This is a genomic window from Colwellia sp. 20A7 (assembly GCF_009832865.1).
In the GTDB taxonomy this organism is placed as follows: domain Bacteria; phylum Pseudomonadota; class Gammaproteobacteria; order Enterobacterales; family Alteromonadaceae; genus Colwellia.
Window position 1 is genome coordinate 1,731,229 of record NZ_CP047130.1, and the last position, 22,426, is coordinate 1,753,654.

Here is a 22,426-nt window from a genome sequence, read left to right on the forward strand (position 1 = left end):
CATTTAGTATGATTAAAGGGATGAAGTTGAATATCGTTCTTTTCGACTACTCTTCTATCCCTGCATAATAGTCAGGCATTTGGTAGATTGCATTGTATTGGGTGAAAATATTTTTCATTGTTCCCTGAACAACCATCGCTTGGACAATATCACCAATGGCATAGCCTAGTTGACGATAATCACTTTTTATCGCCATTCCAATATCCCATTGCTGTTTCCCTATCATTGGAAAAGCATTGTTTGCCAATACATAGGTTTGTGAATCAAGTTGTGCTTGATAGTGGCTTATTTGGCTGCGTAAGCCCATAACAGCATCAACTTTCTGCGATTGCATTGCAGAAATAGCTAAAGGTAAAGAAGGGAATTGTTTCGTTTTGCTAGCCATTCGACCATTAAAAACAGATAAAAGGTAAAACTGTGGAATAGAATCGACTTCGACACCAATGTTGTGATACTGAAAAACAGCCATGGTACTGACATCGTCAATTTTTGTTTTATTGAAAATAATTTTCCATGATTCTGTGTGGTAAGGAGCAAACATGTGTACTTGCTCATGTACCGGTTCACCAATATCGTCTCTAAGATTAGAGTAGGCTTGGTCGTAGGGTATTCTAAGCATTAAGTCGGCAATGGTACGTTCAAGGTAATGACCTTTCCAAATATTATTGCGTAAATCACCTTCTACGTCTTCATCTGCTGTGGCCCATTTAATATGAAGCTTTACACCCAACTCTTTAGCGATATGTTTGGCGACTTCTATATCAATACCTTTTTCTTTACCATCTTCTTGATATGAAAAAGGGGCATAGTCTCGATAAACAGCAACGGTAATTTCTTTGCTTTCAATAATATCATCGTAAGAACGCGCAAAAGCTGTTGAGCAAATAATGCTGCAACAACTTAGGCACAAAATTAACGCATTTAAAATATTATTTTTCACTGACTGACTCTAACCATGTACGGATTGCCCAAAGTGCTTCTTGGTTTAAATGCTCGGTCATTTTCGGCATATAGACAGCACCATTTCTTACAGCACCATTCTGCACTCGATAAATATACCACTCATCGCCATCAAAATCTGCAGGTAATATGCGTATGTCTGGAGCGATACCACCCGATATACCACCTAAACCATGACAACGAGCACAATTTTGGTTATAAGCTGAAGCACCTACACGTAAAATTTCAGTACGTACATCACCTTCTTTTTCTCGGTAAGGGTTCATGTCAGCCCATTCTTCACCTAACGTAGGTAATGTAGAGGTATTTATTGCTTGAGGTGTTACAGGACCGTGAGCCGCTAGGCTAAATGAACAAATTGATATTAATGTAATTAAACATTTTTGGCCTAAACCTAAATTAAACTTTATCATCACTCAGTACTCCAATTTCTACAAAATTAATTATGTATATGTTTTTAATGATATAAGCTTAACTGTGTTGTTGTAGTTGAAGAATTATACTTTAGCGCGGTTAGTTCTCATCACTTAGTATGATTTTAAGGGTGTAGAAAGTGGTATTTTAATTTTAATTTGTTTTATATCAAACTTTTAAGGTGTTTTATGTGATAGTTAATTCTTTTTACTTTATGACGTTTTTCTATATGCTTATATAAATATATTCATTTGACGTCGTGTTGTTGATTTCTTTTATACGTCTTTATACAGTTGGGGTACACATGTTTTTTGTGACAAGGACAAAGTTTAAAAAATATCTATTAAAAGGGGCTGCTATCATTGCGTGGGCTATCTGTTCTACCGCTTTAGCAGAGCCTATAAAGGTTGATATTAGTTATATTCAGTTACTGCAGAAGCATCCGCCAGCCTTATCAAATATTTTTCCAATACCAGAGGATACGGGATATTCTGGCGCTAAACTCGCAATTAACGATTCTAATACGACAGGTAAGTTTTTACAGCAACATTTTGATATAACTCATTATGTTACGAAGAAACCGACAGAACTATTAACCTACATTGAAGGTGAATATAATTTAGGACGGAAAATCTTTATTCTTGATGTTCCGTTAACGCATTTAATACCAATCAATCAGTGGGCTAAAGATAAGTCGGTATTACTGTTTAATGTGGGAGAGCCGGCGGATGAAATTCGAAGCACTCAATGTTTAGCAGCGATATTCCATACTATACCTAGCGATGCAATGAAGTCTGATGCGCTGGCACAATGGTTACTTTATCGTCGTATGAGTAATGTGCTATTGGTACGAGGTAGCCAAGTTGAGGATATTCAACTAGCAAAATCTTTTAAACGTTCAGCCAAACGTTTTGGTATTAAAATTGTTGATGAGAAGGAATGGGATTTTAATACGGATATGAGACGTACTGCACAACAGGAAATTCCTTTATTTACTCAAACAGTTAAAGACTATGATGTTGTCTATGTAGCTGATAGAGCTAAGGACTTCTCAGAATTTATACCTTTTAATACTTACCTACCTCGACCTGTAATTGGCTCGTCAGGTTTAGAAGCGTTAGCGTGGCATGCCGTAATAGAGCAGTGGGGAGCTGCACAGTTACAAGGGCGTTTTATGGCGTTGGCTGATAGAAAAATGAATGAAACCGACTTTGCCGGTTATCTTGCCGTTCGGAGTGTTGCTCAAGCAGTGCACGAACTGCATACCAATGATAATGCTAAGCTTCTTGATTATATTAAGTCTGACGCATTTGAATTGGCAGCATACAAGGGACGGAAACTGAGCTTTAGATCATGGAATAAACAATTAAGAATGCCGTTAGCGTTAGTACATCCACATGCCTTGGTATCGCAGTCGCCACAGCCAGGTATGCTTCATCCAACAACTGAACTTGATACGCTTGGATTTGATATTCAAGAATCTCAATGTAAATAAGGTTTACAATAAATTATGAAACACATACTACTGTTTAAATTATTAAGTCTTGCTATTTTATTAAATATTACCGCGAGTAATGCTAACGAGTTTGCTTATGTTACTAATGAAAAAGATGACAATATTTCGGTAATCGATTTAAGTCAAAATAAAGTCATTAGAACAATAGATGTTGGTCAACGACCGCGTGGTATTATCTTAAATAAAGACCAATCACTTGCTTATGTTTGTGCGAGTGACTCTGATCGTATTCAAATTATCGATCTAAATACGGAACAAATTATTGGTGAATTGCCATCAGGTGAAGACCCTGAAACCGTAGTATTACATCCTAATGGTAAGGTTATTTATACCGCGAATGAAGATGATGCTTTATTAACGGTTATCAATATTGAAGATGCTACTGTTACTACGCAGATAGATGTAGGTGTTGAGCCTGAAGGACTAGCCGTAAGCCCTGATGGAAAAATGGTTGTGGTCACCTCAGAAACAACCAATATGGTGCATTGGATAAACACTGAAACTCACGAAAATTTTGCTAATACATTAGTTGGGTCCAGACCAAGGTCTGCGCTTTTTACTAAAGACAACAAATTTTTATGGGTGAGCTCTGAAATTGGTGGCATGGTAGTTATTATTGACGTCGCTACACAAAAAATTGTTAAAGAATTTACCTTTAATATTAAAGGTATTCATCGGGATCGTGTTCAACCTGTTGGTATTGAATTAACTGAGGATGGTCGATATGCGTTTATCGCATTAGGGCCAGCAAACCATGTTGCTGTTATTGATAGAGAAACAATGAAAATTGAGAAATACTTATTAGTTGGACGCCGAGTTTGGCAACTTGCTTTTAATCATGATGAAAGCCAGTTAATAACAACAAATGGTATTAGTGGTGATGTTTCCTTGATAGATATTAAAGAAATGAAAGTAACTAAATCAATTAAAGTAGGTCGTTATCCTTGGGGCGTAGTGATACGTCAAATGCCATGAGTATAGTGACTAATCAACTGTCTTTTTATTATGGTAAAAAGGCAGCTGTTTATGACTTAAATTTAACGATTAACAAAGGATTTAACGTTTTACTTGGACCTAATGGGGCGGGGAAAAGTACATTATTTTCAATGCTAACGGGTCTGTATCAGCCATCATCAGGTAATATCAAGATAGATGGTTATGACTTTCGAGAAAATAGAACAGAAATAATGAAGACTATGGGAGTCGTTTTTCAGCAAAGCACGGTTGACTTAGATTTATCGGTTAAACAAAACTTGGTTTATTATGCCGCTTTACAAGGTATTTCATCGTCACAAGCGTTAGCAAATATTGGTGACATACTTTCTCAGTTGGAATTGACGCAACGACTTAATGATAAGGTAAGATCATTAAATGGCGGGCACCGTCGTCGTGTTGAAATTGCACGAGCATTAATTCATAAACCCAACGTATTATTGCTTGATGAAGCAACGGTAGGTTTAGATATTGATAGCAGAAAAATGATCACAGAATATGTTAAAAAATTAAGTGAAGAACGTGGGATTTGCGTGTTATGGGCAACACATTTAATTGATGAAATATCTGTAGATGATCAGCTAATCCTTCTAAATGTAGGGAAAGTAAAAGCGCAAGGAATAAGTAGTGAACTATGTAAAACACATAATGTTGATGATGTATATCAACTGTATAGAACCTTAACTGCTAGTGCGGAGATTACTTAATGAACCGTAATTATCTTTATTGTTTTAATGGCATTGTTAAGCGTGATGTTTTTCGTTTTTTTCAACAACGTTCCCGTTTATTAAGCGCATTAATTAGGCCATTATTGTGGTTAGTTGTTTTTGCCGCGGGTTTTAGGGCGGCATTAGGGGTTTCTATTATGGAGCCTTATGGGACTTATATTACGTATCAGCAATATATTGTTCCCGGACTTTGTTGCATGATTATTTTATTCAATGGTATGCAAAGCTCTCTTTCTATGGTGTATGACAGAGAGATGGGTAGTATGAAAGTATTATTGATGAGCCCATTACCCAGACCATTTTTATTGGGTAGCAAGTTAGTTGCTAGCGCATTATTGTCATTGTTACAGGTTGTTATTTTCTTGTTTTTTGCCCAATTTGTTGATGTAGATATCCCGCTTATTGGCTATTTTACAGCGATACCAGCAATTTTCTTAGTGGCTTTTTTTCTTGGCTCACTCGGCCTTATGTTGTCTAACCTTATTAAACAGTTAGAGAACTTTGCAGGTGTGATGAACTTTGTTATTTTTCCAATGTTCTTTTTATCAAGTGCGTTATACCCTTTATGGAAGATGAAAGAAGCAAGCCTTTGGTTATATTGGCTATGTCAATTCAACCCATTTACTGCTTGTGTCGAGTTATTAAGGTTTGCGCTTTATGGGGAAGTTGAACCGACTGCTTTAACTACTGTGATAATTGTAACAACCGTTGTATCATTTTTTGCGTTAATGAGCTTTAGGCCGCAACATGGTCGTAGTGGTAAATAACTTAATTTCAGCAGACATAAACGCGTTAATTCACTTTATTAATGTATGCGTTGCAAATAAATACCAATACGGGAATATTTTTTATTGAATAGCCAACTATTTGGTCGGCTATTTTAATACAACACTTTTATCATTAGGCATATGTTGATAATTACTATTAATATATAAGCTTTTCATTTCAGCGCCATATTGTGTTGAAACAGTATGTTGATAGCCACATGGGAGCCAAACTGCATTTTCAGGAGGAATAAATAACCTTTCTCCAATCACGTCAACAATCAATACACCTGAGGTTGCTGAGTTTCCTGTAAATCAAAATACCATCTGTACTCTAGTGGGGGCTTTTGCTCTAACAGTATCAGATAGCAAAGTGAGCTCTCTTTCAAAGACATGTTTGTACATAAAAACAATTGAACATAATGCTAAGTTTTGAGTTGAAGATGTTACCTGCCTATTAACCGCTAAATAAGTGAGATAATTACTGACTTCTTGCTCTCCCATGTCCTTGGGGTGGCGTTTTTGGTTGAAGAGAATAAATCGTTTAATCCATAGTAAATACGTTTTTTCAGTTTGAATACTGTAATGCTTTGTACGGAGGATATGACGGATACTTTCAAGAAAAGGAGATGTAGACATTTTTCAAACCCTTGTGACTATGTTTATATACAGTTTCGGTTTGAGGTAAATAAATATCAAATATTATATCAGCGGATATTACTGAGAAGTCTCAGTAAATGACAATAAACAGGATTAACTCATTATGGTGATAGGTTAACCTTATGAAAAATATCAATTTAATTGGTTTTATGGTAATTGGATATTACTGAGACTTCTCAGTAATATCCAATTATAAATATTTTCTTAAATTTTAATCTTTCTAATTCATTGAAATTATGGAATATTAAGCGTTAATAAATTAATTTTATGGGACGGACATTACTGAGAAGTCTCCATAATAAGCTGTTAGCATTACAAGGAGGTTTGGTGACAACATCTAAAAAAGAACTACGGTTTCTTACAACCTATATGACTCTGCTGTTAGTTTTATTAAGTTCTGATTGGATATTATCTTTAATAGGTTTTGAATATAATATATGGACAGATCCTTTTGAATATAATATATGGTCAGATCCTTTTGATATTATTAAATTTATAATTAAGCTCATGACTATTTATCTTTTCTGTTTTATTGGTAATAAGTTTTTTAGTTGGTTGTATTCTGCATCACCACAAAAAACTAAAGAGTAAACTTGGCAGTTATTTAAAGTAAAGCTAACAAGAGACTATGGCGTCAATAGTTAATTTTGCACTTTTGGCGCTTCCCACATTACCCCATCTCTTAACATAGAATTTAAGATCACAATCATCTTTCTAATACAGGCTATAATGGCTACTTTCTTAGGTTTACCTGCAGCTAATAATCGCTGATATGTTGCCTTGAAAACAGGGTTAGATTGCATCGCTGACATCATTGCCATGTATAATACTGTCCTCACCTGAGGCCTGCCGCCTTGTATTTTTCGCTGGCCTTTATATCGCCCACTATCTCGATTCATTGGCGCTACTCCAATTAAAGCACTGGCCTGTTTGCTGTTAATATAACCTAACTCTGGCAGGTTGCTGATGATTGAGGCCGCGGCTATTTTGCCAATGCCTTTCATACTTTGTAATATCATATCTTTGGCTTGATATTCAGGGCAACTTTCGATGAGTTTTGCGATTTTATCTTCAACCTTGGTGATGAGGTTTTTAAAGAGTGTTAACACGGGTTTAATCGTCATAACGAGTTCTTTAGGCATGATTTGTAATCGATTTTTTTCCATCGTTTGCAGAGTGAGTAATTGATTTCTACGTGAGACTAAATCACTCATGGCTTGCATTTTCTCTGGCTTTAGACGCGATAATTTTGGTTGTATGGCTTCGCTATAATGTGCAATCAACTGTGCATCTAACTTATCTGTTTTTGCACGTTGGCCAAGCGCTCCTGCAAACCTTTTAATATGGACAGGGTTAGCAATCGTAAACGGTAAGTTGGCTTTTGCACAAGCAAGGATAAAGGGCATTTCTAGCCGTCCTGTTGCTTCGATGACAATACGATTGGGGTTATATTTTTTGATTTTTTTTACCGCTTCTTTAATACCTTTATCATTGTTTTCTACGGTGAAGTAGATATCTAAAGGGCGGATATAAATGTCGAGTTGGTATTTACCTGTATCAACGCCAACGTTAATGTTTTGATTTGTTTTCATATTCATAATAAGCTAACTCTTACTTGCAAAATGCGGGTTCGAGACCCAGTAGACTATTCGAGTGTGGTGCTTGGAGTCCTTTGTCGCGTTCGTTCTTGTTATCGGTCTCTCAACAGAGGAGCCTTCATTCAATCGAACTACGACAAGGAAAGCTTAAGTTGCTGCTTAAGCCTGGGTCTCACATTACCCGAAAAGGGTTTAAAATAGTAATTTAGATGGGTGTATTATCCATACAAGAAATTGAACTAGGACAAAAAAACAGTTGGCTTTTGCTCCTTCGTCGCTTATTTTAGCCAACAATTTTTTGCCTGTTAATTGGGCGTTGGTATGACTCCCCACGTCAAGTTAAATACACTGATCCTTATTCACTAATTTAAGAATCCTTTATATTCACTTCTATGATTAAGTGAGTTAACGCATAGAATGAAGCAAGTAATTTCGTCGGTTATCATGCTGATATTCGTGGATTATTAACCTATTGGTTAACAGCGCCTACCTTACTCATTTCGTCGTGACACCTGTCTTCAGTCTATGTTCGTGGTTCAATAGCCGTTAGGCTATTGCCATCCTAACGCCGTCGGTGGTTGTGCCACACCCGATGCTTGATCCCATGCGCTAACTCAAAACTCTTCTCTATTAAAATATTCATGCAGGCATCCTTGCTAAACGTAACTTCACATCAATGACAGGCAAGACAACTTCTCGTGATATTGCCCAAATATAGGCTATCATTTCTCTGGCGATAGCCGTAACAACCACATTACGATGCTTACCTTTGTGCATTAACCGGTTATACCTGCGACATAGCCTTAATTGCGCTTGCCATGCCATATCTATGACCTGATCTTCCCCCGATAAAACGGACACCAAAATCTAACTAAAGATGAGGTGTTACATGACTAAGGAAGACTACAGTGGCAGGTAAGCTCGATAAAGTTGACAAAGCTTTTGCTTTTTTCAAAATATACTCAAACAACGCTACTTCTTTCAAATTAGATGAGTTAGCTAAAAATACTGGTTGGGGTCTTTCAACAGTACAAACGTATAGTACTAAAAGGTGGTCTACATTTCTTAAGAAATCAAAAAGCTCCTTTTCAGTTGATAAATCTTTCAATAAATTTAATAAGAATACTTTTCGTCAACATCATAGTCAGAAATATTCTGTAAAGAAATTCTTCTATCAACTATTAGTCGATAAAGCCGTAACAGCGTGTGTTTCCGCAATTGAAATTTATAATAAACCCGACTTCAAATTTAGAGAAGAAAGTTTTTCGATTCTAATGATAAATGCTTGGGAGCTTTTACTTAAAGCCAAACTACTAGCAGATAATGACGACGATAAAGAGGCTATATATTTCAAGAATAAAGGAAGTATTGTCACAACTGCCTCTGGCAACCCAAAAACAATTTCAATTTCAAAAGCAATAAACCTACTAGAATCAGCCGGTATCTTAAAGAAGGTTGTTAGTGACAACGTAAGATTACTTATTGAGATTCGTGATGAGTCTGTACATTTTATTCATAACGATATGTCGTTAGCTGTAAAGGTACAATCTATTGGTATGGCGTCATTAAAAAACTTTATGACATTAACTATGGACTGGTTTGGTTTCGATTTTAAAAAATATAATTTCTATTTAATGCCTGTGTCATTCTTTCATCTATCTGACGTGGAAAGCTTTAGCATTGATAATAATTCAAAGGACAACTTAGTCAAACATCTTAATAAAGTTGAAAAGTCACATGAAAATGATGACGATCCTCAATTTAGTGTTTCGTTAAAACTTGAAACTAAACTGGTAAAAACAACCTCAGATGAAGCGGTTCAATTCAGAGCGACAGATGATCCTAACGCTCCTGAAATCAAAATATCAGAAGAAGATGTGTTAAAAAACTACCCTTATACTTATCAAAGCCTTTGCGATGTTTTAAGGAAACGATATGGAAACTACAAACAAAACAAGCAGTTTAATCAACTGATGAGAGACCTTAAAATTAAGGGTGATGAATTCTGTAAAGAAAGAAGACTAGAGCCTGATAATCCTAAAAGTATATATAAAATTTTCTACCATAGTAGAATTGTAGAGGAGTTTGATAAGCATTATCAGCGTAAATAGTCATGTAAGTTGCTCAAAAGGGCAACAAACAGCTTGCTGTTTTCGTGCCTCAAACATTATAGCAAACTATTTTTTGCCTCTTAGCAAAGCGTTAGGCTAAATATTTCGACCATCGCACTCCGAGGATAAACATGACTGAAAAGCAGTTCGAAAAATTAAAATACTACGTGATTGCAGTTACTGTATTTTTCGTAGCTGGACATCTGTTGTGGGAGCATTTGAATGGTGGAATATTGAGCCATCACTTGATGCACCATCCTGGTTATCCTTTAATATCAAACTGGTGGGGGGTATTAATCCTCCCATTCTTGGCTTGGCTTTCTATAGTGCGGATAAAGAAGCGTATAACTCTTCAACCTAGTGACGCGCCTGAGAGAGCAAAGATTTTACGAGCCGTACTCATCGGTTTTTTTGGCATGCTGGTCTTGAGTCTTGTACAGTCAGTCAGTGTTATTTTTGGCTACGAGAACGTTGCAATGTACTTGTCGTTAGGGCTGGTAGTAGTCGGTTTGTTCCTGCCTATATACAAAGCGGAGTGTATTTTTGGTTATGTATTTGGCTCAATAGTTTTTACTGGAGCAGTAATTCCACTTATAGGTATATTGGTAATTGCGGGGATTTCATGGTTTTCTCACCTATGTATAAAGCCATTAGTTTTTCGAGTTCTTAGGGCGCAACCGCAGTAGTCTAGGCTAACAACCCACGTCATTCGGGGCCTGTGACCCCTGCGACGCTCACAAGTTCGCGCGCATGCGCGAGGCGTTATCGATACAAGATCTAATCCAATACATTGATTAGGACTTAGTGTAGTGGCATAGTTAATTTGGCCACCTAACTAGAGGTGTTACAATGAATTTATTTGGGAACTCAGCCACAGTATGAATGCTTGAGTATTCAGGATTTGACAACAGAGGGTGGTTACTTTTAGTTTACAGTCGATAGTGTAAGTGCGAATTGAATATTTATGCAACTTTAAGTCGTTTGAACCGTCTTGTTATTTAAGGCATAAGTTATGAATAGCGCTATTGTTCTTAGTATTACAATCCTACTAGTTATGAAAATTTATTGTTGTTTATTGTTCACGTCCCCTCCGTCTGAAGCGACGCGCTTCACTCAATGTTGATTAACGGACATTGACAACTTACTCTTCAATTTGTATCTATCAGGGAAAGCATATACTAGTTGATGCCATTTATGTGTATGTATTGGGAAGTAGTGTTTTGCTGGTATATGTTGTTGTCGAACAAACACATCGCGCGGTAGGTTTTCTAAATCAAGTAATTTAAGTTGATTACTCTTTAATTTACGAGAGACAGTTGGCATTTTTTTCACATTTTGAGGCTTTATCTGTATATATTGTCATAATGTATAGAGATAGTTTTTTTATTATTCGTTATTCTACGGTATAAGATTTTAATCTGTGATGTTGTATGAAATTATCAGAACAATTTAAAGTTCAATTTGCCTGTGTACTTGGTGGCGTAATTACTGTTGGTATCGCGAGATTTGCCTATACACCAATGCTACCTGAAATGGTTGAAGATATTGGCCTTACTGAGACGGTTGCAGGTTTTCTCGCTGCAGCAAACTATGCCGGATATTTATCTGGTGCACTACTGATTTCACTTATTCACAATCTTCAATTAAAAGTTAAATTATACCGTTATGGCTTGATGGCAGCAGTCTTTACTACACTATGCATGGCGGCGACCACGCATGAGTGGTTATGGTACTTATTACGCTATATTTCTGGCTTAAGCAGTGCTGCAGGTATTTTATTGGGGGCTGGATTATTAATGCATTGGCTCAGACATAACAATGCAAAAGCTGAACTAGGTATTTTCTTTTCAAGCTTAGGTATTGGTATTGTTTTGACGGCAATTACTGCCCAGTTAATTAAAGTTGAATATACTTGGGATGAACAGTGGGTTATTTATGGTTTGCTGTCTTTATTGCTTATTCTTCCTGTGATGTATTGGTTTCCTGATTTTTTTAAATCGACAACTAGTACAGAACACTCTGAGCACAAAGAAACTCAATCTCCCCCTTCAAAAAAATTCTTGTTAACCTTACAAGCCGCTTATTTTTGTGCAGGTTTTGGCTATGTAGTCACGGCTACATTTTTGATTGCAATCGTTGAATTACTTCCTGGTATGAAAGGGCTGGGTTGGGGTGTTTGGTTATTAGTAGGCATTGCTGCTGCACCAGGATGTTGGTTGTGGGATATTTACGTAAGAAAGGTAGGTCTTTGGTCATCGTTGTTTCAAGCATATATTTTAAATATGACCAGCACCGCTTTGCTTTTGTGTGATCCGTCGCCAGCAATAATTTCTATTAGTGCAATTATATATGGTTTAAGTTTTATTGGTATTGTGAGTATGACATTGTCAATGATAGGTCGGTTGTATCCAGACAACTCGTCTAGATCGATGAGTCATCTAACATTCAGTTACGGACTGGCACAGGTTATTGCACCTGCGTTAGTTGGGGTTATTGCTGAAAAAAATGAAAGTTTCACTGATGGGTTGATAATCACAGTAGTGGTGATGTTAATAGGAATTGGTTTATTGGCACGAGCGGTAATATTATTGAAAGAAGAAAAATGTGAACAGTTATCACAAGTTAATGGTTCTAAAACCACTTAAGTAGTTCTTGGTTATAGCTCGAGTATCGCCCAGGTATAATTCAAATATGGCGCTAAAATAGTGGATAAAAATCAATAAATTATTTATTTAGCAGGTAAGGTGATGAAATCGTACCTGCTTATTTATAACTAAATCAGTGAATTATTATATGTAAAAATAAAGACGTCGCGTGAATATTAACTCTCTTTTGCAAAATCGATAAGTGTTTGACCTGACATGCGATAACCAACCCATTCATCTTGTGATTGGGCACCAATTGATTGGTAAAAATCACGGGAAGGTTTATTCCAGTCTAAGCAACTCCATTCAAATCTACCACAATTATTATCGACAGCAATTTTAGCCATTGTTTTAAGTAGTAGCTTTCCGCCACCTTTACCTCTGTGTTCTAAAGAAATGTATAGATCCTCTAAATAAAGCCCTGATTTCGCCAACCATGTTGAATAGTTATAAAAGTAAATAGCTATCCCAATGGCGTGATCGCCTTGCATGCAAATTAATGCACTAACATGACTATTTTCAGCAAAAATTGACTGCTTAATGGTATCTTCAGTTGCTAACACTTCATGCTCAGCTTTTTCATAAATAGCCAGTTCACGAATAAAATGTAAGATTAATGCTGCATCTTTTGTTTCAGCTTTACGGACGGTTAATTTTTCCATCATTTACTCCTTTGATTTTATTGGTAATATCATAACGTGCCATTCGTTTTATGTGAATAAGAATAGTTAATTAGTACTCTTAATAACAATTAGATGTGGCAGAAGTTGTAATAGGTCGTTAGGTTTTATATAAATAAAATATGTATTTCAATTTATTTAGGTTTTTTATCAACTTAAGCTATAAATATTGGGTAGTAAATTAATCATACTTTAGCATGATAACCATTGACTGAGTTTTATTTATCTTATTGTATTTAATAGTTTTATTTTTACGTTGAGTGTTATTTGAACATTAGCATAAATTATTACATTTTTATGAATGAGGGTAGACTGAAGAAAGAGATTATTTATTTGGAAACTGTAATGAAAAGATTATTAACTTGTATTATTACTTGCACTTGTTTACCTGCTTTAGGGGATGATATTGCTGCTGTTGAAAAAATTAGTATATATGGACAAACACCACTTTCATCAAATGCAGTTAGCGAGAAAAGTATTTTTGGTAGTGTTCAGATGATCAATGCGAAAGCGCTTGATGAATCTCAAAGTATTTCATTAGCAGAGCATATGAAAAATCAGTTAACGAGTGTCCATATCAATGATGTACAAAATAATCCTTTCCAACCTGACGTGCAGTACAGAGGTTTTACAGCATCACCATTACTAGGCTTACCCCAGGGAATTTCTGTTTATTTAAACGGTGTACGATTTAATGAACCTTTCGGTGACACCGTTAATTGGGACCTTATACCCCTTGCGGCAGTTGATACGGTATCTTTATATTCCGGCTCTAATCCTGCTTTTGGTCAAAATACCTTAGGTGGTGCATTAGCTTTACAAACAAAAAATGGTTTTAGCTATACAAAAAATGAACTTGATGTACGTGTTGGTAGTTTTGGACAACAGCAATATACGTTGCAGTCGGGCGGTAATAAAGGTAATTGGGGTTATTATGTTTTGGCCAATCATTACAAAGAAGACGGCTGGCGAGATTATTCGGAAAGTGAGTTGAATCAGCTGTTTGCAACACTAAGTTATGTCACTGATGTACGTACTGTTGAGTTTACTTTTGCAGGTAATGACAATGAAATGCTTGGTAATGGTGCTATACCTGAAATACTTGCTGATTTAGCAAGCAGAGATGCTATTTATACGCAACCAGATAAAACTCATAATCGTTATAAGCAATTTAGTCTTAAAACAGATAGTGTTATTAATAGCGAAATGTCATGGCAGGCTAATGCCTATTATCGTCAAAACGAAATTAATAGTATTAATGGCGATGACAGTGACTATGAAGAGTGTGAATTTGGTGAAAGCTACAGCTTATGTGAAGAAGAGGAAGAAGATGAGTTAGAGCTGGTGCATTTTGTTGGTTATGATGAAGGGGTTTTTCTCAGTGATCTGAGCGATATAGATCCTGATACCGTTGATGGCACACTTAATACTGGTTTCACTGATAATGAAAGTTATGGCGCAGCATTACAATTTGTTAAGTTAGGTAAGTTGGCCTCTTTTGATAACGAATTTATTTTTGGTTTAGGTATAGATAAAGCAAATATTCATTTTAATAGTGATACACAATTTGCCGTACTTCATAATGAAACAGTAACGGATGATCGCTCAGTAACGGGTATTGGTTTTTATGATATGGAATCACGTGTTGATTTAAAAGTTGACACAAAACAGCAGTACCTTTACTTTTTGAACGCTATATCCATTAACGATAAACTTACTATTAACCTTGCTGGTCGATATAATCATGCTCATATAAGTATGCAAGATCAAATAGACACGGGAGAAGGATCACTTAATGGTGAACACTCTTTCAATCGATTTAATCCAGCGATATCTGCTGATTATCAGCTTTCTTCTGAATATATGGTTAAATTAAGTTACAGCGAGTCATCAAGAACACCTAGCCCAGCAGAACTGAGCTGTGCAGATGAAAATGACCCTTGTAAATTACCTAATGGCTTTGTGGCCGATCCTCCGCTTGAACAGGTTGTGGCGAAAACAACAGAAGCCTCGTTAAGTTATAACAAAGATAATTTTTCTGCACTTGCAACGGTTTTTTCAACGATTAGCTATGAAGATATTATTTTTCAACAAGCGACAAATAAGTCTAATCAAGGTTACTTTATCAACCTTGATAAAACTCAACGTCAAGGTGTTGAACTTGCCTTTAACACCCAAATAAAAGCGGTGGATTTTGGCGCTAGCTATAATTTATTAAAGGCAACTTTTGAATCACCTTTTGTTTCTTTTAGCCCTGTGAATCCGTTAGGCGCGAATCGACAAGTTAATCCAGGCGATACGATTCCGGGTCAACCAGAGCATCAAGTTAAGTTTCACGCTAATTGGCAGATTAATGATGCTGTTAACCTTGGCACTGAGTTTTTATATGCCTCGTCATCATATTATCGTGGTGATGAAGCAAATGAAAATAAGAAGATACCGTCGTATTCTGTCACCAATATTTACCTAAACTATCAAGTTACCGAACAGTTACGATTATCAGCTAAAGTTGATAATGTCTTTGATCGTGAATTTGATACCTTTGGTACGTATGGTGAAGCGGATGAAGTGTTAGAAGATATATACCCAGATGCTGATTTTGATGAGTATTTTGTTGGACCATCAAGACCACGCTCGGCAAGTATTAATCTGAACTATCAATTTTAATATTATCAATTTTAGTAGTATCAATTTTAATATTATCCATTTTAATTTTGTTAACTAAAATGGGTCCAAGGTTGTACAGTAAAGCCCTTGTGTTTAAAGATAAGCTTTTCTTACTAAAAGATGAGCTTTGTCATACTAAAGAAGGGACGTATTGTTGATAAAGTCCTAATAGAATTAGGGCTATATTTTATTTACTTATTTTTAAATGAAATAAGTAAATAAATACTGAGTATCGATACTATCAACGCCATTTATTTCATTGAAATTCTAATTATTCTACTGGCGTTTATACTCAAACCATCTCGTTTAAACTGGTTAATCATAGACTTTACATCTTGGGATGAATGTTATCTATTAACATTCAACTCTACTCAGGAAAATTTCAAAATAAAGGGGATAATATGAGTAAATGGTTGATCAGTATAGCATTATGCATTTCATTGCCTTTTCAAGCTTTTGCTAACCCTGAAGTACGTGTTGGTGTTTTAAAATATGGTACGGTTAATTGGGAAATAGCGGTAATTAAGCACCATCAGTTAGATAAAAAATTCCAATTTGATTTAAAAGTCATGTCACTAGCAAGTAAGAACGCCTCGGCTGTGGCGCTACAAAGTAATGCGGTTGATATTATTCTTAGTGATTGGCTTTGGGTTAATCGTCAGCGATATGAACAGCGAATGTACACGATATTCCCAACATCAATGGCGACAGGTGGGCTCTATATTTCGGCTAATACTGGCATTAAATCTTTAGTTGATCTTAAAGGGAAGAAAATTGGTATTGCAGGTGGCGCTGTTGATAAAAATTGGTTGTTGTTACAAGCATACAGCAAGAAAAAATATGGTTTTGATTTGAATAATGAAACAGAGCCTACGTTTGCTGTACCACCATTATTAAACAGACTGATACTGAGGGGAGATTTGGCAGCCGCCATTAATTTTTGGCACTATGGTGCTCGGCTAAAAGCGGCAGGTTATAAGCATTTAGTCACGATGTCAGAAATGCTTACAGAGTTTGGTATTGAAGCTAAAATTCCTTTATTGGGCTGGGTTTTTGATCAAGAGTGGGCAAACCAACACCCTAATGCAATAACACGATTTTTACTCGCCTCACGCGAAGCAAAGCTGATATTAGCGTCGTCTGAACGTGAGTGGGAGCGTATTCGGCCTTTACTTAAGGCTGAGAATGATGATGTGTTTACTGCATTAAAAACAGATTACCGTGCAGGCTTATTAAGTGAATTTGGAGCGAAAGAAATTGACGCTAGTAAACAAGTGTTCGATATTTTGGCACAGGAAGGCGGCCGTACTTTGGTGGGTAAAGCGACATCGCTAAGTGATGGACTCTTTTGGAAATCAAATCAGTAGACGTATTTAAATCATATTTCCGTTGATCTTCATAAGGATCAGTGAAGATTTTTCTGTTAATTATTGTTAAGACAAAGGGGGAAGGAATATGGCACTTTTAAACAAATTACTTTCCTTTTTATTGACTAAGTTTGGTGTTGTTTTTGTCTTGTGTGCCCTGTGGCAAAGTATAGCTTTATTAATTGATAACCCCGACTTTCCTTCTTTACTTGTCGTTATTAAAAGCTTACACCTTCATTTAACCGAAGGTGAAATGATTAGCAACCTCTTCATTACTTTAAAGCGAGCATTATTAAGCTTTATTATTGCTATGTTACTAGGTGTTTTCATTGGCATTATGATGGGTGTTAATGCCTGGACCAATAAGCTTACAGATTCACTACTTATTATTATGCTCAATATTCCTGCGTTAGTGACTATATTACTTTGTTATATTTGGATTGGTTTAGTTGAAACTGCCGCAATTACCGCTGTGGTTATCAATAAAGTACCCACGGTTGTCATAATGATCAGGGAAGGAGCTAGAACCGTAGACCAAGATTTATTAGCGGTAGCTAAAATTTATAAATTGTCACCGAGTAAAACTTTCTTTCGTGTTTTTTTACCCCAACTTTATCCCTACATCATAGCTTCTGCGCGCTCTGGTTTGTCTTTGATTTGGAAAATAGTACTAGTGGTTGAATTGTTAGGACGAAGTGATGGTGTTGGCTTTGCGCTTAATACTTTATTTCAGTTTTTTGATATTGCCGGGATTCTTGCGTACACCATCGCCTTTGTCATTATTATATTAATCATTGAACTATTGTTCTTTAAACCTTTTGATAAACTTGTCGCTAGAGGAAAACGTTTTGATTGAACTCAATGTTGCCATTAAAGATAAGTATTATGGAAATAGCGAAACTCCGGTATTGGCGAAGCTTAATTTTAGTGTGAAGCCGGGAGAATTTGTTGCCATTATCGGTCCTTCAGGGTGTGGGAAAACTACGTTATTAAATATGATTAGTGGTCTTGAATCATGCGTGGGGCAGCATATTAATTATCGCCATAGCTTAGAAAATAGTGATGTTATAAACAATCATAAGGGCTTAGAAAGTGATAGCTCAAAAAGTAACGGTGAAAAAAATAATCGCACCAAGGGTGAATGCCTAGTAAATAAGCAGCCTAGTCGTATTGGATATATCTTTCAGCAACCAAGATTAATGCCATGGTTGACCGTGCGAGAAAATATCGAATTAGTATTAGATCCAACACAGTTCAACAAAGTAGAAGGGTTATTAGCACAAGTTGGTTTAGCACAAAAAGGTGAATATTTTCCTAGCCAGCTATCTGGCGGAATGCAGCGACGGGTTAGTATTGCTCGTGCTTTTGCAATAAACCCACAATTGTTATTATTAGATGAGCCATTTAATTCTCTCGATGCTCCTACTGCTGGTCGGTTGAGAAAGCTATTAATTGACTTGTGCACAGAAAAAAAGACGACAGTCGTGTTTGTTACTCATGATTTACAAGAGGCTATATATTTAGCAGATCGCATTATTTTCTTAAGTGACTCACCTTGCACTATGATCCATGAATCTATTATTAATTTACCTAAACCCCGTTCAGAATCTGGTATTGCTGAATTAGCATTTCAAGCGAAACTCATAACGCAATTTCCGTTTTTACTGTCGGGTATTATTGACTGATTTTTGGAACAACTTAATGACACCTAATCTCAATACAGAAGCGAAAAAAGCAACGGTTAAGCATTGTCATTCCACGCGCGCAAACATTGTTGTTTCTCCGCTACGCCAGCAAATATCACAAGAACTACACAATAGACCATCACCACAAGTTTATGCACCAACTTCGATAACGCACATGGCGGTTCGTTTAACCGAAAAGGATCAAGAACAAGAATATCAGCAAATATATTCCTTATGCCAACGTTATAATGTTAACCCACCTAGCCGCGATGCAAGTTGCTATTATCAAGATTTTGGTGGTTTTGAATTACGTTGGGAACGTCATTTGGAGTTTTCAAGTTATAGTTTTATTCGAAAAGGGCTAGGAGAATACCTTTTCGACGGTTATGCAACAGAGTTTGTGCCACAAGAGTGGTTCGACAATATTGTTGGTGAATTAGTGAGTGCGGTAAATTTAATTATTAATAAAGATAAAATCTCAGAAGAAGTATTACACTGTGCATTTGAAGGACATCAAATATTGGGAAGTCGTGTTTCTGATAATAGAGCAAATGTTTATGCTTCTTTTAGAGTACATAGTGATGGTTTTGACCGTATTATCATTCAAAGTGATTTACTGAATAGCTATCAAGCTGGTCGGTTAATACAACGGATGTTAGAAATACAAACCTACCAAGTGATGGCACTCTTGAGTTTACCTATTGCTCGCTCTTTATCACCTAAGGTGGCGCAAATGGAAAATGATTTAGTCAAAATAAATCAGGAAATGGCAGGTGTTGGTGAAAAAAATGATAGTAAGATGCTTGATAAACTCTCAGATTTAGCTGGAAATACCGAGCAACTGATCGCTGATATTAGTTATCGTTTTAGTGCCACAAACGCTTACTATGAGTTAGTTTGTGCTCGACTTGAACAACTTAAAGAAACAGACATTGAAGGTATTGAACGCATAAATGAATTTGTTACCCGACGATTAAGTCCCGGTATTCGAACTTGTCAGGCATTATCTGTTCGTTTGGAAGGGTTAACACGTCGAATTGCTCGGGCAAGTAGTTTACTGAGAACTCGAGTTGACTTAACCATTGAACAACAAAATCAACAATTATTATCTGCGATTAACCAACGTGGTAAAGTGCAATTGCGTTTACAACAAATGGTTGAAGGTGTTTCTGTTGCGGCGATGGCTTTTTACTTGATGGGGTTGCTAGATTATGTACTTAATGCAGTGACTCTTGCAGGTTTTGAGCTTAATAAAACGCTCGTGAAAGGTTTTTCTGTTCCAATTTTTTTACTCATTACGTGGTTATTTGTGCGACTTGCTATTCGTTATGTCAAAAAAGCCCCATGAATTATTGTCATAATGAATTTATTTAAATCTATGTAATATAGAGTAATTAATAAATGCCGTGGCAGGTAAACTTAATTGTTATCCTACTTCTTAATTTTTCCTCCTACTAAAGCAGTAAGACTTTTACTTACGACTAAAGCACAATTAATTTCGATAAGTTGACTCATTCTCTTTGCTTAAGGTTATTTTTATTATGATTGAACTCTAATAACGATAAAAAAGGAAGCATGAAATGACTAAACGATTCAAAATTAGCTTAATCACTGCGACATTAGCTATGGCAGCATTTAACTCAAATGCTGCAGTTGAAATATACAATAACGACGGGATAACCTTTAGCACAGACGGGTTAGTTAATGTATTTTATTCTAATAGTTCAATTGATACAACTGATGCTGCCGGTGTAGAAGCAGATCGCACACAATCACGTGTCCGTACTGGCTTTTTACCAAGTAATATTGGTTTCAATATCGCTAAACAACTTGATGATGTAAAAATCTCTATGCGTTCATCATTTTGGGTATCACTAAGTGACACCGATAATGTGCGTGATGAATCTCCTCTTGATTTAGGCACAGGTTCATTAATTGATGTTCGTCAGTTTTATGCCACTATCAGCGGTGACTTCGGGGAAGTACTAATTGGTAAAGACTTTGGTTTATATAACCGTGCTAACATTCTTGGGGATGAATTGTTGCTAGGTTTTGGTCAAACATCTGACTTCTTTGGCTTAGCCGATGGTAACAATGTCTCTTTTGGTAACATTGCGACAGGTTATACCTACCCAATGCCAAAATCACAAATCACTTATAGAACACCCGATTTTAATGGCTTCAAGTTAGCAGTTGCCATTATGGATCCTAATAAAATTGGTGTTGGATCTTCAGAAGAGCTACCTCGTTTTGAAGCTGAATTAATGTATAGCACTAACTTTAATGATGACTCTTCGTTAAAGGCTTGGGTTAGTGGTGTTACTCAGTCAAGTGAAATAAATGACGTTGAACATGATCAGACTGGCGTTGGCTATGGTATTAACTTTAAAATTGCTGGCTTATCATTAACTGTGTCAGGTTACAGTGCTGAAGGATTAGGTCATGTTGCTGGCTTAGATCAAATCGTTGGGCCAGACACTATTGAAACTGAGGGTTACTTAGTTCAAGCAGCTTATACAATGAATGATAACCGTATTGTATTAACTTATGGTGAGTCAGAAACCAGTAACAGTGGTAATGTTGAAACTGTTGGTATTGTAGGTGATGCTACCCATAGTAATACGGGTATTGCTTACTTTAGAACAATTCTCCCAGGTTTAACTGCAGTAGTTGAATATAATAATACTGAGGCAGACGCGACTGATTCACTAATAGCAGAAGATAACAATACTTTCTCAATTGGTGCTGTGGTCACTTTCTAATATCGTTATTTAAATCAAGGAGTAGGAAATAGTTTTCTACTCCTTAAAAACCAAAGACATAATGTTTTTTAAACAAATATAACGCTAAAATTATATTTTATACCTAAAAGATGAGTTTTTTACAACTATAGGAGGGTTAACTAGTTGGTAATAAACTGCTAGAGTCTAGTAGCTTACTCATTTTACGGTATTTTACCTTATGTATAAAATCTTGGTCGCAGACGATCATCCGCTATTTAGAGATGCCATTGTTAATATTATTGGCATGAAATTTCCAGGATCAACGACTTACGAAACTGAAGATATTGACTCTACTCTAGCTTTTGTTAAAGATAATGATGAAATTGATTTAATACTTCTAGATTTGAATATGCCTGGTATGTCAGGCCTTAATGGTTTACTTGATTTACGTAATCAATGCCCGACAACGCCTGTTGTTATTGTTTCAGCAGAGCAAGAAAAACAAAAAGTTTTGCAAACCTTGTCTTATGGTGCGGTGGGTTTTATTTCTAAATCCTCTTCAAAAGATGTTATTGGTGAAGCAATAGAGAGTGTTTTTCAAGGTAATGTTTATTTACCATCAGATATCATGCGTTCCGAATCTACAACAACAACGTCAAGCTCAACAGCAAAAGAATATAAAGTTTTACCTGAAAATATCTCCTTACTTACTCGCCGTGAATTGATTGTGTTAAAACACTTAACTAAAGGCGAGGCTAATAAACAAATTGCGTTCAATCTTCATATTTCAGAAACTACAGTAAAATCTCATGTTTCATCAATTCTTAAAAAGTTAGGTGCATCTAACCGAGTGAAAGTAGTACTTGGGTGTAGTGATATCGACTTCAATCAATATTTAAAGCGTTAGTTTTGACT

The 22,426-nt window shown here is 36.2% G+C and carries 22 protein-coding genes and 1 pseudogene; 15 read left to right on the forward strand and 8 right to left on the reverse strand.

Annotated features, from left to right (window positions below; translation table 11 throughout):
• Positions 1 to 46: 46 nt before the first annotated feature.
• Positions 47 to 940, reverse strand: a complete 894-nt coding sequence (locus GQS55_RS07455) for a transporter substrate-binding domain-containing protein (RefSeq protein ID WP_159819363.1) — start codon at positions 938 to 940, stop codon at positions 47 to 49.
• Positions 930 to 1,373, reverse strand: a complete 444-nt coding sequence (gene pedF / locus GQS55_RS07460; protein ID WP_159822634.1) for a cytochrome c-550 PedF — start codon at positions 1,371 to 1,373, stop codon at positions 930 to 932. Before pedF ends, GQS55_RS07455 begins: the two co-directional genes overlap by 11 nt.
• A gap of 305 nt (positions 1,374 to 1,678) precedes the next feature.
• On the opposite strand from pedF, the gene GQS55_RS07465 reads away from it, so the two are divergent.
• Genes GQS55_RS07465 through GQS55_RS07480 form a run of 4 tightly spaced genes read left to right on the forward strand, consistent with a single transcriptional unit; the run spans position 1,679 to position 5,378 of the window.
• Entirely contained in the window at positions 1,679 to 2,869 is a 1,191-nt protein-coding gene (locus GQS55_RS07465; RefSeq protein WP_159819365.1) for an ABC transporter substrate-binding protein, read from the forward strand.
• A 15-nt stretch (positions 2,870 to 2,884) separates the two neighbouring features.
• Positions 2,885 to 3,865 (forward strand): YVTN family beta-propeller repeat protein, encoded by a 981-nt coding sequence (locus GQS55_RS07470; RefSeq protein ID WP_159819367.1) that lies wholly within the window; start codon positions 2,885 to 2,887, stop codon positions 3,863 to 3,865.
• Positions 3,862 to 4,590, forward strand: coding sequence for an ABC transporter ATP-binding protein (locus tag GQS55_RS07475; protein ID WP_159819369.1), 729 nt, complete (start codon positions 3,862 to 3,864; stop codon positions 4,588 to 4,590). The genes GQS55_RS07470 and GQS55_RS07475 overlap by 4 nt, the downstream gene beginning before the upstream one ends.
• A complete protein-coding gene (locus tag GQS55_RS07480) occupies positions 4,590 to 5,378 on the forward strand; it encodes an ABC transporter permease (protein ID WP_159819371.1) in 789 nt (262 codons plus the stop codon). The genes GQS55_RS07475 and GQS55_RS07480 overlap by 1 nt, the downstream gene beginning before the upstream one ends.
• A 108-nt stretch (positions 5,379 to 5,486) precedes the next feature.
• Here the strand turns inward: GQS55_RS07480 and GQS55_RS07485 are convergent, their stop codons facing one another.
• Positions 5,487 to 5,648 carry a hypothetical protein gene (locus GQS55_RS07485; RefSeq protein WP_159819373.1) on the reverse strand — a complete coding sequence of 54 codons (162 nt, stop codon included), beginning with the start codon at positions 5,646 to 5,648 and terminating at the stop codon, positions 5,487 to 5,489.
• 42 nt (positions 5,649 to 5,690) lie between these two features.
• Positions 5,691 to 6,014 carry a phage integrase N-terminal SAM-like domain-containing protein gene (locus tag GQS55_RS07490; protein WP_201294593.1) on the reverse strand — a complete coding sequence of 108 codons (324 nt, stop codon included), beginning with the start codon at positions 6,012 to 6,014 and terminating at the stop codon, positions 5,691 to 5,693.
• Between the two features lie 348 nt (positions 6,015 to 6,362).
• Between GQS55_RS07490 and GQS55_RS07495 the strand changes: the two genes are divergently transcribed.
• The gene (locus tag GQS55_RS07495) at positions 6,363 to 6,626 is read left to right on the forward strand and encodes a hypothetical protein (protein WP_159819375.1); all 264 of its coding nucleotides are present in this window, start codon (positions 6,363 to 6,365) and stop codon (positions 6,624 to 6,626) included.
• A gap of 50 nt (positions 6,627 to 6,676) precedes the next feature.
• Here the strand turns inward: GQS55_RS07495 and GQS55_RS07500 are convergent, their stop codons facing one another.
• Both GQS55_RS07500 and GQS55_RS07505 read right to left on the reverse strand, forming a co-directional pair.
• The gene (locus GQS55_RS07500) at positions 6,677 to 7,633 is read right to left on the reverse strand and encodes an IS110 family transposase (RefSeq protein WP_159819377.1); all 957 of its coding nucleotides are present in this window, start codon (positions 7,631 to 7,633) and stop codon (positions 6,677 to 6,679) included.
• A 639-nt stretch (positions 7,634 to 8,272) separates the two neighbouring features.
• Positions 8,273 to 8,470 (reverse strand): annotated as a pseudogene (locus GQS55_RS07505) (IS110 family transposase); the annotation flags it as partial.
• Positions 8,471 to 8,541: 71 nt separating this feature from the next.
• Here GQS55_RS07505 and GQS55_RS07510 point away from each other — a divergent pair.
• Entirely contained in the window at positions 8,542 to 9,744 is a 1,203-nt protein-coding gene (locus GQS55_RS07510; RefSeq protein WP_159819379.1) for a DUF3644 domain-containing protein, read from the forward strand.
• Between the two features lie 131 nt (positions 9,745 to 9,875).
• Positions 9,876 to 10,430 carry a hypothetical protein gene (locus GQS55_RS07515; RefSeq protein ID WP_159819381.1) on the forward strand — a complete coding sequence of 185 codons (555 nt, stop codon included), beginning with the start codon at positions 9,876 to 9,878 and terminating at the stop codon, positions 10,428 to 10,430.
• Positions 10,431 to 10,857: 427 nt separating this feature from the next.
• On the opposite strand, the gene GQS55_RS07520 is transcribed toward GQS55_RS07515, so the two are convergent.
• A complete protein-coding gene (locus GQS55_RS07520) occupies positions 10,858 to 11,067 on the reverse strand; it encodes a hypothetical protein (protein ID WP_159819383.1) in 210 nt (69 codons plus the stop codon).
• Between the two features lie 107 nt (positions 11,068 to 11,174).
• On the opposite strand from GQS55_RS07520, the gene GQS55_RS07525 reads away from it, so the two are divergent.
• Positions 11,175 to 12,389: a YbfB/YjiJ family MFS transporter gene (locus tag GQS55_RS07525; RefSeq protein WP_159819385.1), complete on the forward strand. Its 1,215-nt coding sequence runs from the start codon at positions 11,175 to 11,177 to the stop codon at positions 12,387 to 12,389.
• A gap of 176 nt (positions 12,390 to 12,565) precedes the next feature.
• Here the strand turns inward: GQS55_RS07525 and GQS55_RS07530 are convergent, their stop codons facing one another.
• Positions 12,566 to 13,054 carry a GNAT family N-acetyltransferase gene (locus GQS55_RS07530; protein WP_201294595.1) on the reverse strand — a complete coding sequence of 163 codons (489 nt, stop codon included), beginning with the start codon at positions 13,052 to 13,054 and terminating at the stop codon, positions 12,566 to 12,568.
• 360 nt (positions 13,055 to 13,414) lie between these two features.
• Here GQS55_RS07530 and GQS55_RS07535 point away from each other — a divergent pair, with 360 nt between their 5' ends.
• The 7 genes from GQS55_RS07535 (at position 13,415) to GQS55_RS07565 (ending at position 22,418) form a co-directional block, all read left to right on the forward strand.
• Positions 13,415 to 15,736: a TonB-dependent receptor gene (locus GQS55_RS07535; RefSeq protein ID WP_159819389.1), complete on the forward strand. Its 2,322-nt coding sequence runs from the start codon at positions 13,415 to 13,417 to the stop codon at positions 15,734 to 15,736.
• Between the two features lie 401 nt (positions 15,737 to 16,137).
• The gene (locus tag GQS55_RS07540; protein ID WP_159819391.1) at positions 16,138 to 17,103 is read left to right on the forward strand and encodes an ABC transporter substrate-binding protein; all 966 of its coding nucleotides are present in this window, start codon (positions 16,138 to 16,140) and stop codon (positions 17,101 to 17,103) included.
• An 88-nt stretch (positions 17,104 to 17,191) separates the two neighbouring features.
• A complete protein-coding gene (locus GQS55_RS07545; RefSeq protein WP_159819393.1) occupies positions 17,192 to 17,959 on the forward strand; it encodes an ABC transporter permease in 768 nt (255 codons plus the stop codon).
• The gene (locus GQS55_RS07550) at positions 17,952 to 18,788 is read left to right on the forward strand and encodes an ABC transporter ATP-binding protein (protein WP_159819395.1); all 837 of its coding nucleotides are present in this window, start codon (positions 17,952 to 17,954) and stop codon (positions 18,786 to 18,788) included. The genes GQS55_RS07545 and GQS55_RS07550 overlap by 8 nt, the downstream gene beginning before the upstream one ends.
• Before the next feature lie 16 nt (positions 18,789 to 18,804).
• Entirely contained in the window at positions 18,805 to 20,136 is a 1,332-nt protein-coding gene (locus tag GQS55_RS07555; RefSeq protein WP_159819397.1) for a DUF3422 family protein, read from the forward strand.
• Between the two features lie 232 nt (positions 20,137 to 20,368).
• Complete coding sequence (locus GQS55_RS07560; RefSeq protein WP_159819399.1) at positions 20,369 to 21,550, forward strand: porin; 1,182 nt, start codon at positions 20,369 to 20,371, stop codon at positions 21,548 to 21,550.
• Between the two features lie 199 nt (positions 21,551 to 21,749).
• Entirely contained in the window at positions 21,750 to 22,418 is a 669-nt protein-coding gene (locus tag GQS55_RS07565; protein ID WP_159819401.1) for a response regulator transcription factor, read from the forward strand.
• Positions 22,419 to 22,426 lie beyond the last annotated feature (8 nt).

Bases quoted from the DNA above. Each gene is read 5' to 3' on its own strand.
- pedF (WP_159822634.1), bottom strand. From the start codon at position 1,373: ATGATAAAGTTTAATTTAGGTTTAGGCCAAAAATGTTTAATTACATTA.
- GQS55_RS07465 (WP_159819365.1), top strand. From the start codon at position 1,679: ATGTTTTTTGTGACAAGGACAAAGTTTAAAAAATATCTATTAAAAGGG.
- GQS55_RS07470 (WP_159819367.1), top strand. From the start codon at position 2,885: ATGAAACACATACTACTGTTTAAATTATTAAGTCTTGCTATTTTATTA.
- GQS55_RS07475 (WP_159819369.1), top strand. From the start codon at position 3,862: ATGAGTATAGTGACTAATCAACTGTCTTTTTATTATGGTAAAAAGGCA.
- GQS55_RS07480 (WP_159819371.1), top strand. From the start codon at position 4,590: ATGAACCGTAATTATCTTTATTGTTTTAATGGCATTGTTAAGCGTGAT.
- GQS55_RS07490 (WP_201294593.1), bottom strand. From the start codon at position 6,014: ATGTCTACATCTCCTTTTCTTGAAAGTATCCGTCATATCCTCCGTACA.
- GQS55_RS07500 (WP_159819377.1), bottom strand. From the start codon at position 7,633: ATGAATATGAAAACAAATCAAAACATTAACGTTGGCGTTGATACAGGT.
- GQS55_RS07515 (WP_159819381.1), top strand. From the start codon at position 9,876: ATGACTGAAAAGCAGTTCGAAAAATTAAAATACTACGTGATTGCAGTT.
- GQS55_RS07520 (WP_159819383.1), bottom strand. From the start codon at position 11,067: ATGCCAACTGTCTCTCGTAAATTAAAGAGTAATCAACTTAAATTACTT.
- GQS55_RS07525 (WP_159819385.1), top strand. From the start codon at position 11,175: ATGAAATTATCAGAACAATTTAAAGTTCAATTTGCCTGTGTACTTGGT.
- GQS55_RS07530 (WP_201294595.1), bottom strand. From the start codon at position 13,054: ATGATGGAAAAATTAACCGTCCGTAAAGCTGAAACAAAAGATGCAGCA.
- GQS55_RS07535 (WP_159819389.1), top strand. From the start codon at position 13,415: ATGAAAAGATTATTAACTTGTATTATTACTTGCACTTGTTTACCTGCT.
- GQS55_RS07540 (WP_159819391.1), top strand. From the start codon at position 16,138: ATGAGTAAATGGTTGATCAGTATAGCATTATGCATTTCATTGCCTTTT.
- GQS55_RS07545 (WP_159819393.1), top strand. From the start codon at position 17,192: ATGGCACTTTTAAACAAATTACTTTCCTTTTTATTGACTAAGTTTGGT.
- GQS55_RS07555 (WP_159819397.1), top strand. From the start codon at position 18,805: ATGACACCTAATCTCAATACAGAAGCGAAAAAAGCAACGGTTAAGCAT.
- GQS55_RS07560 (WP_159819399.1), top strand. From the start codon at position 20,369: ATGACTAAACGATTCAAAATTAGCTTAATCACTGCGACATTAGCTATG.
- GQS55_RS07565 (WP_159819401.1), top strand. From the start codon at position 21,750: ATGTATAAAATCTTGGTCGCAGACGATCATCCGCTATTTAGAGATGCC.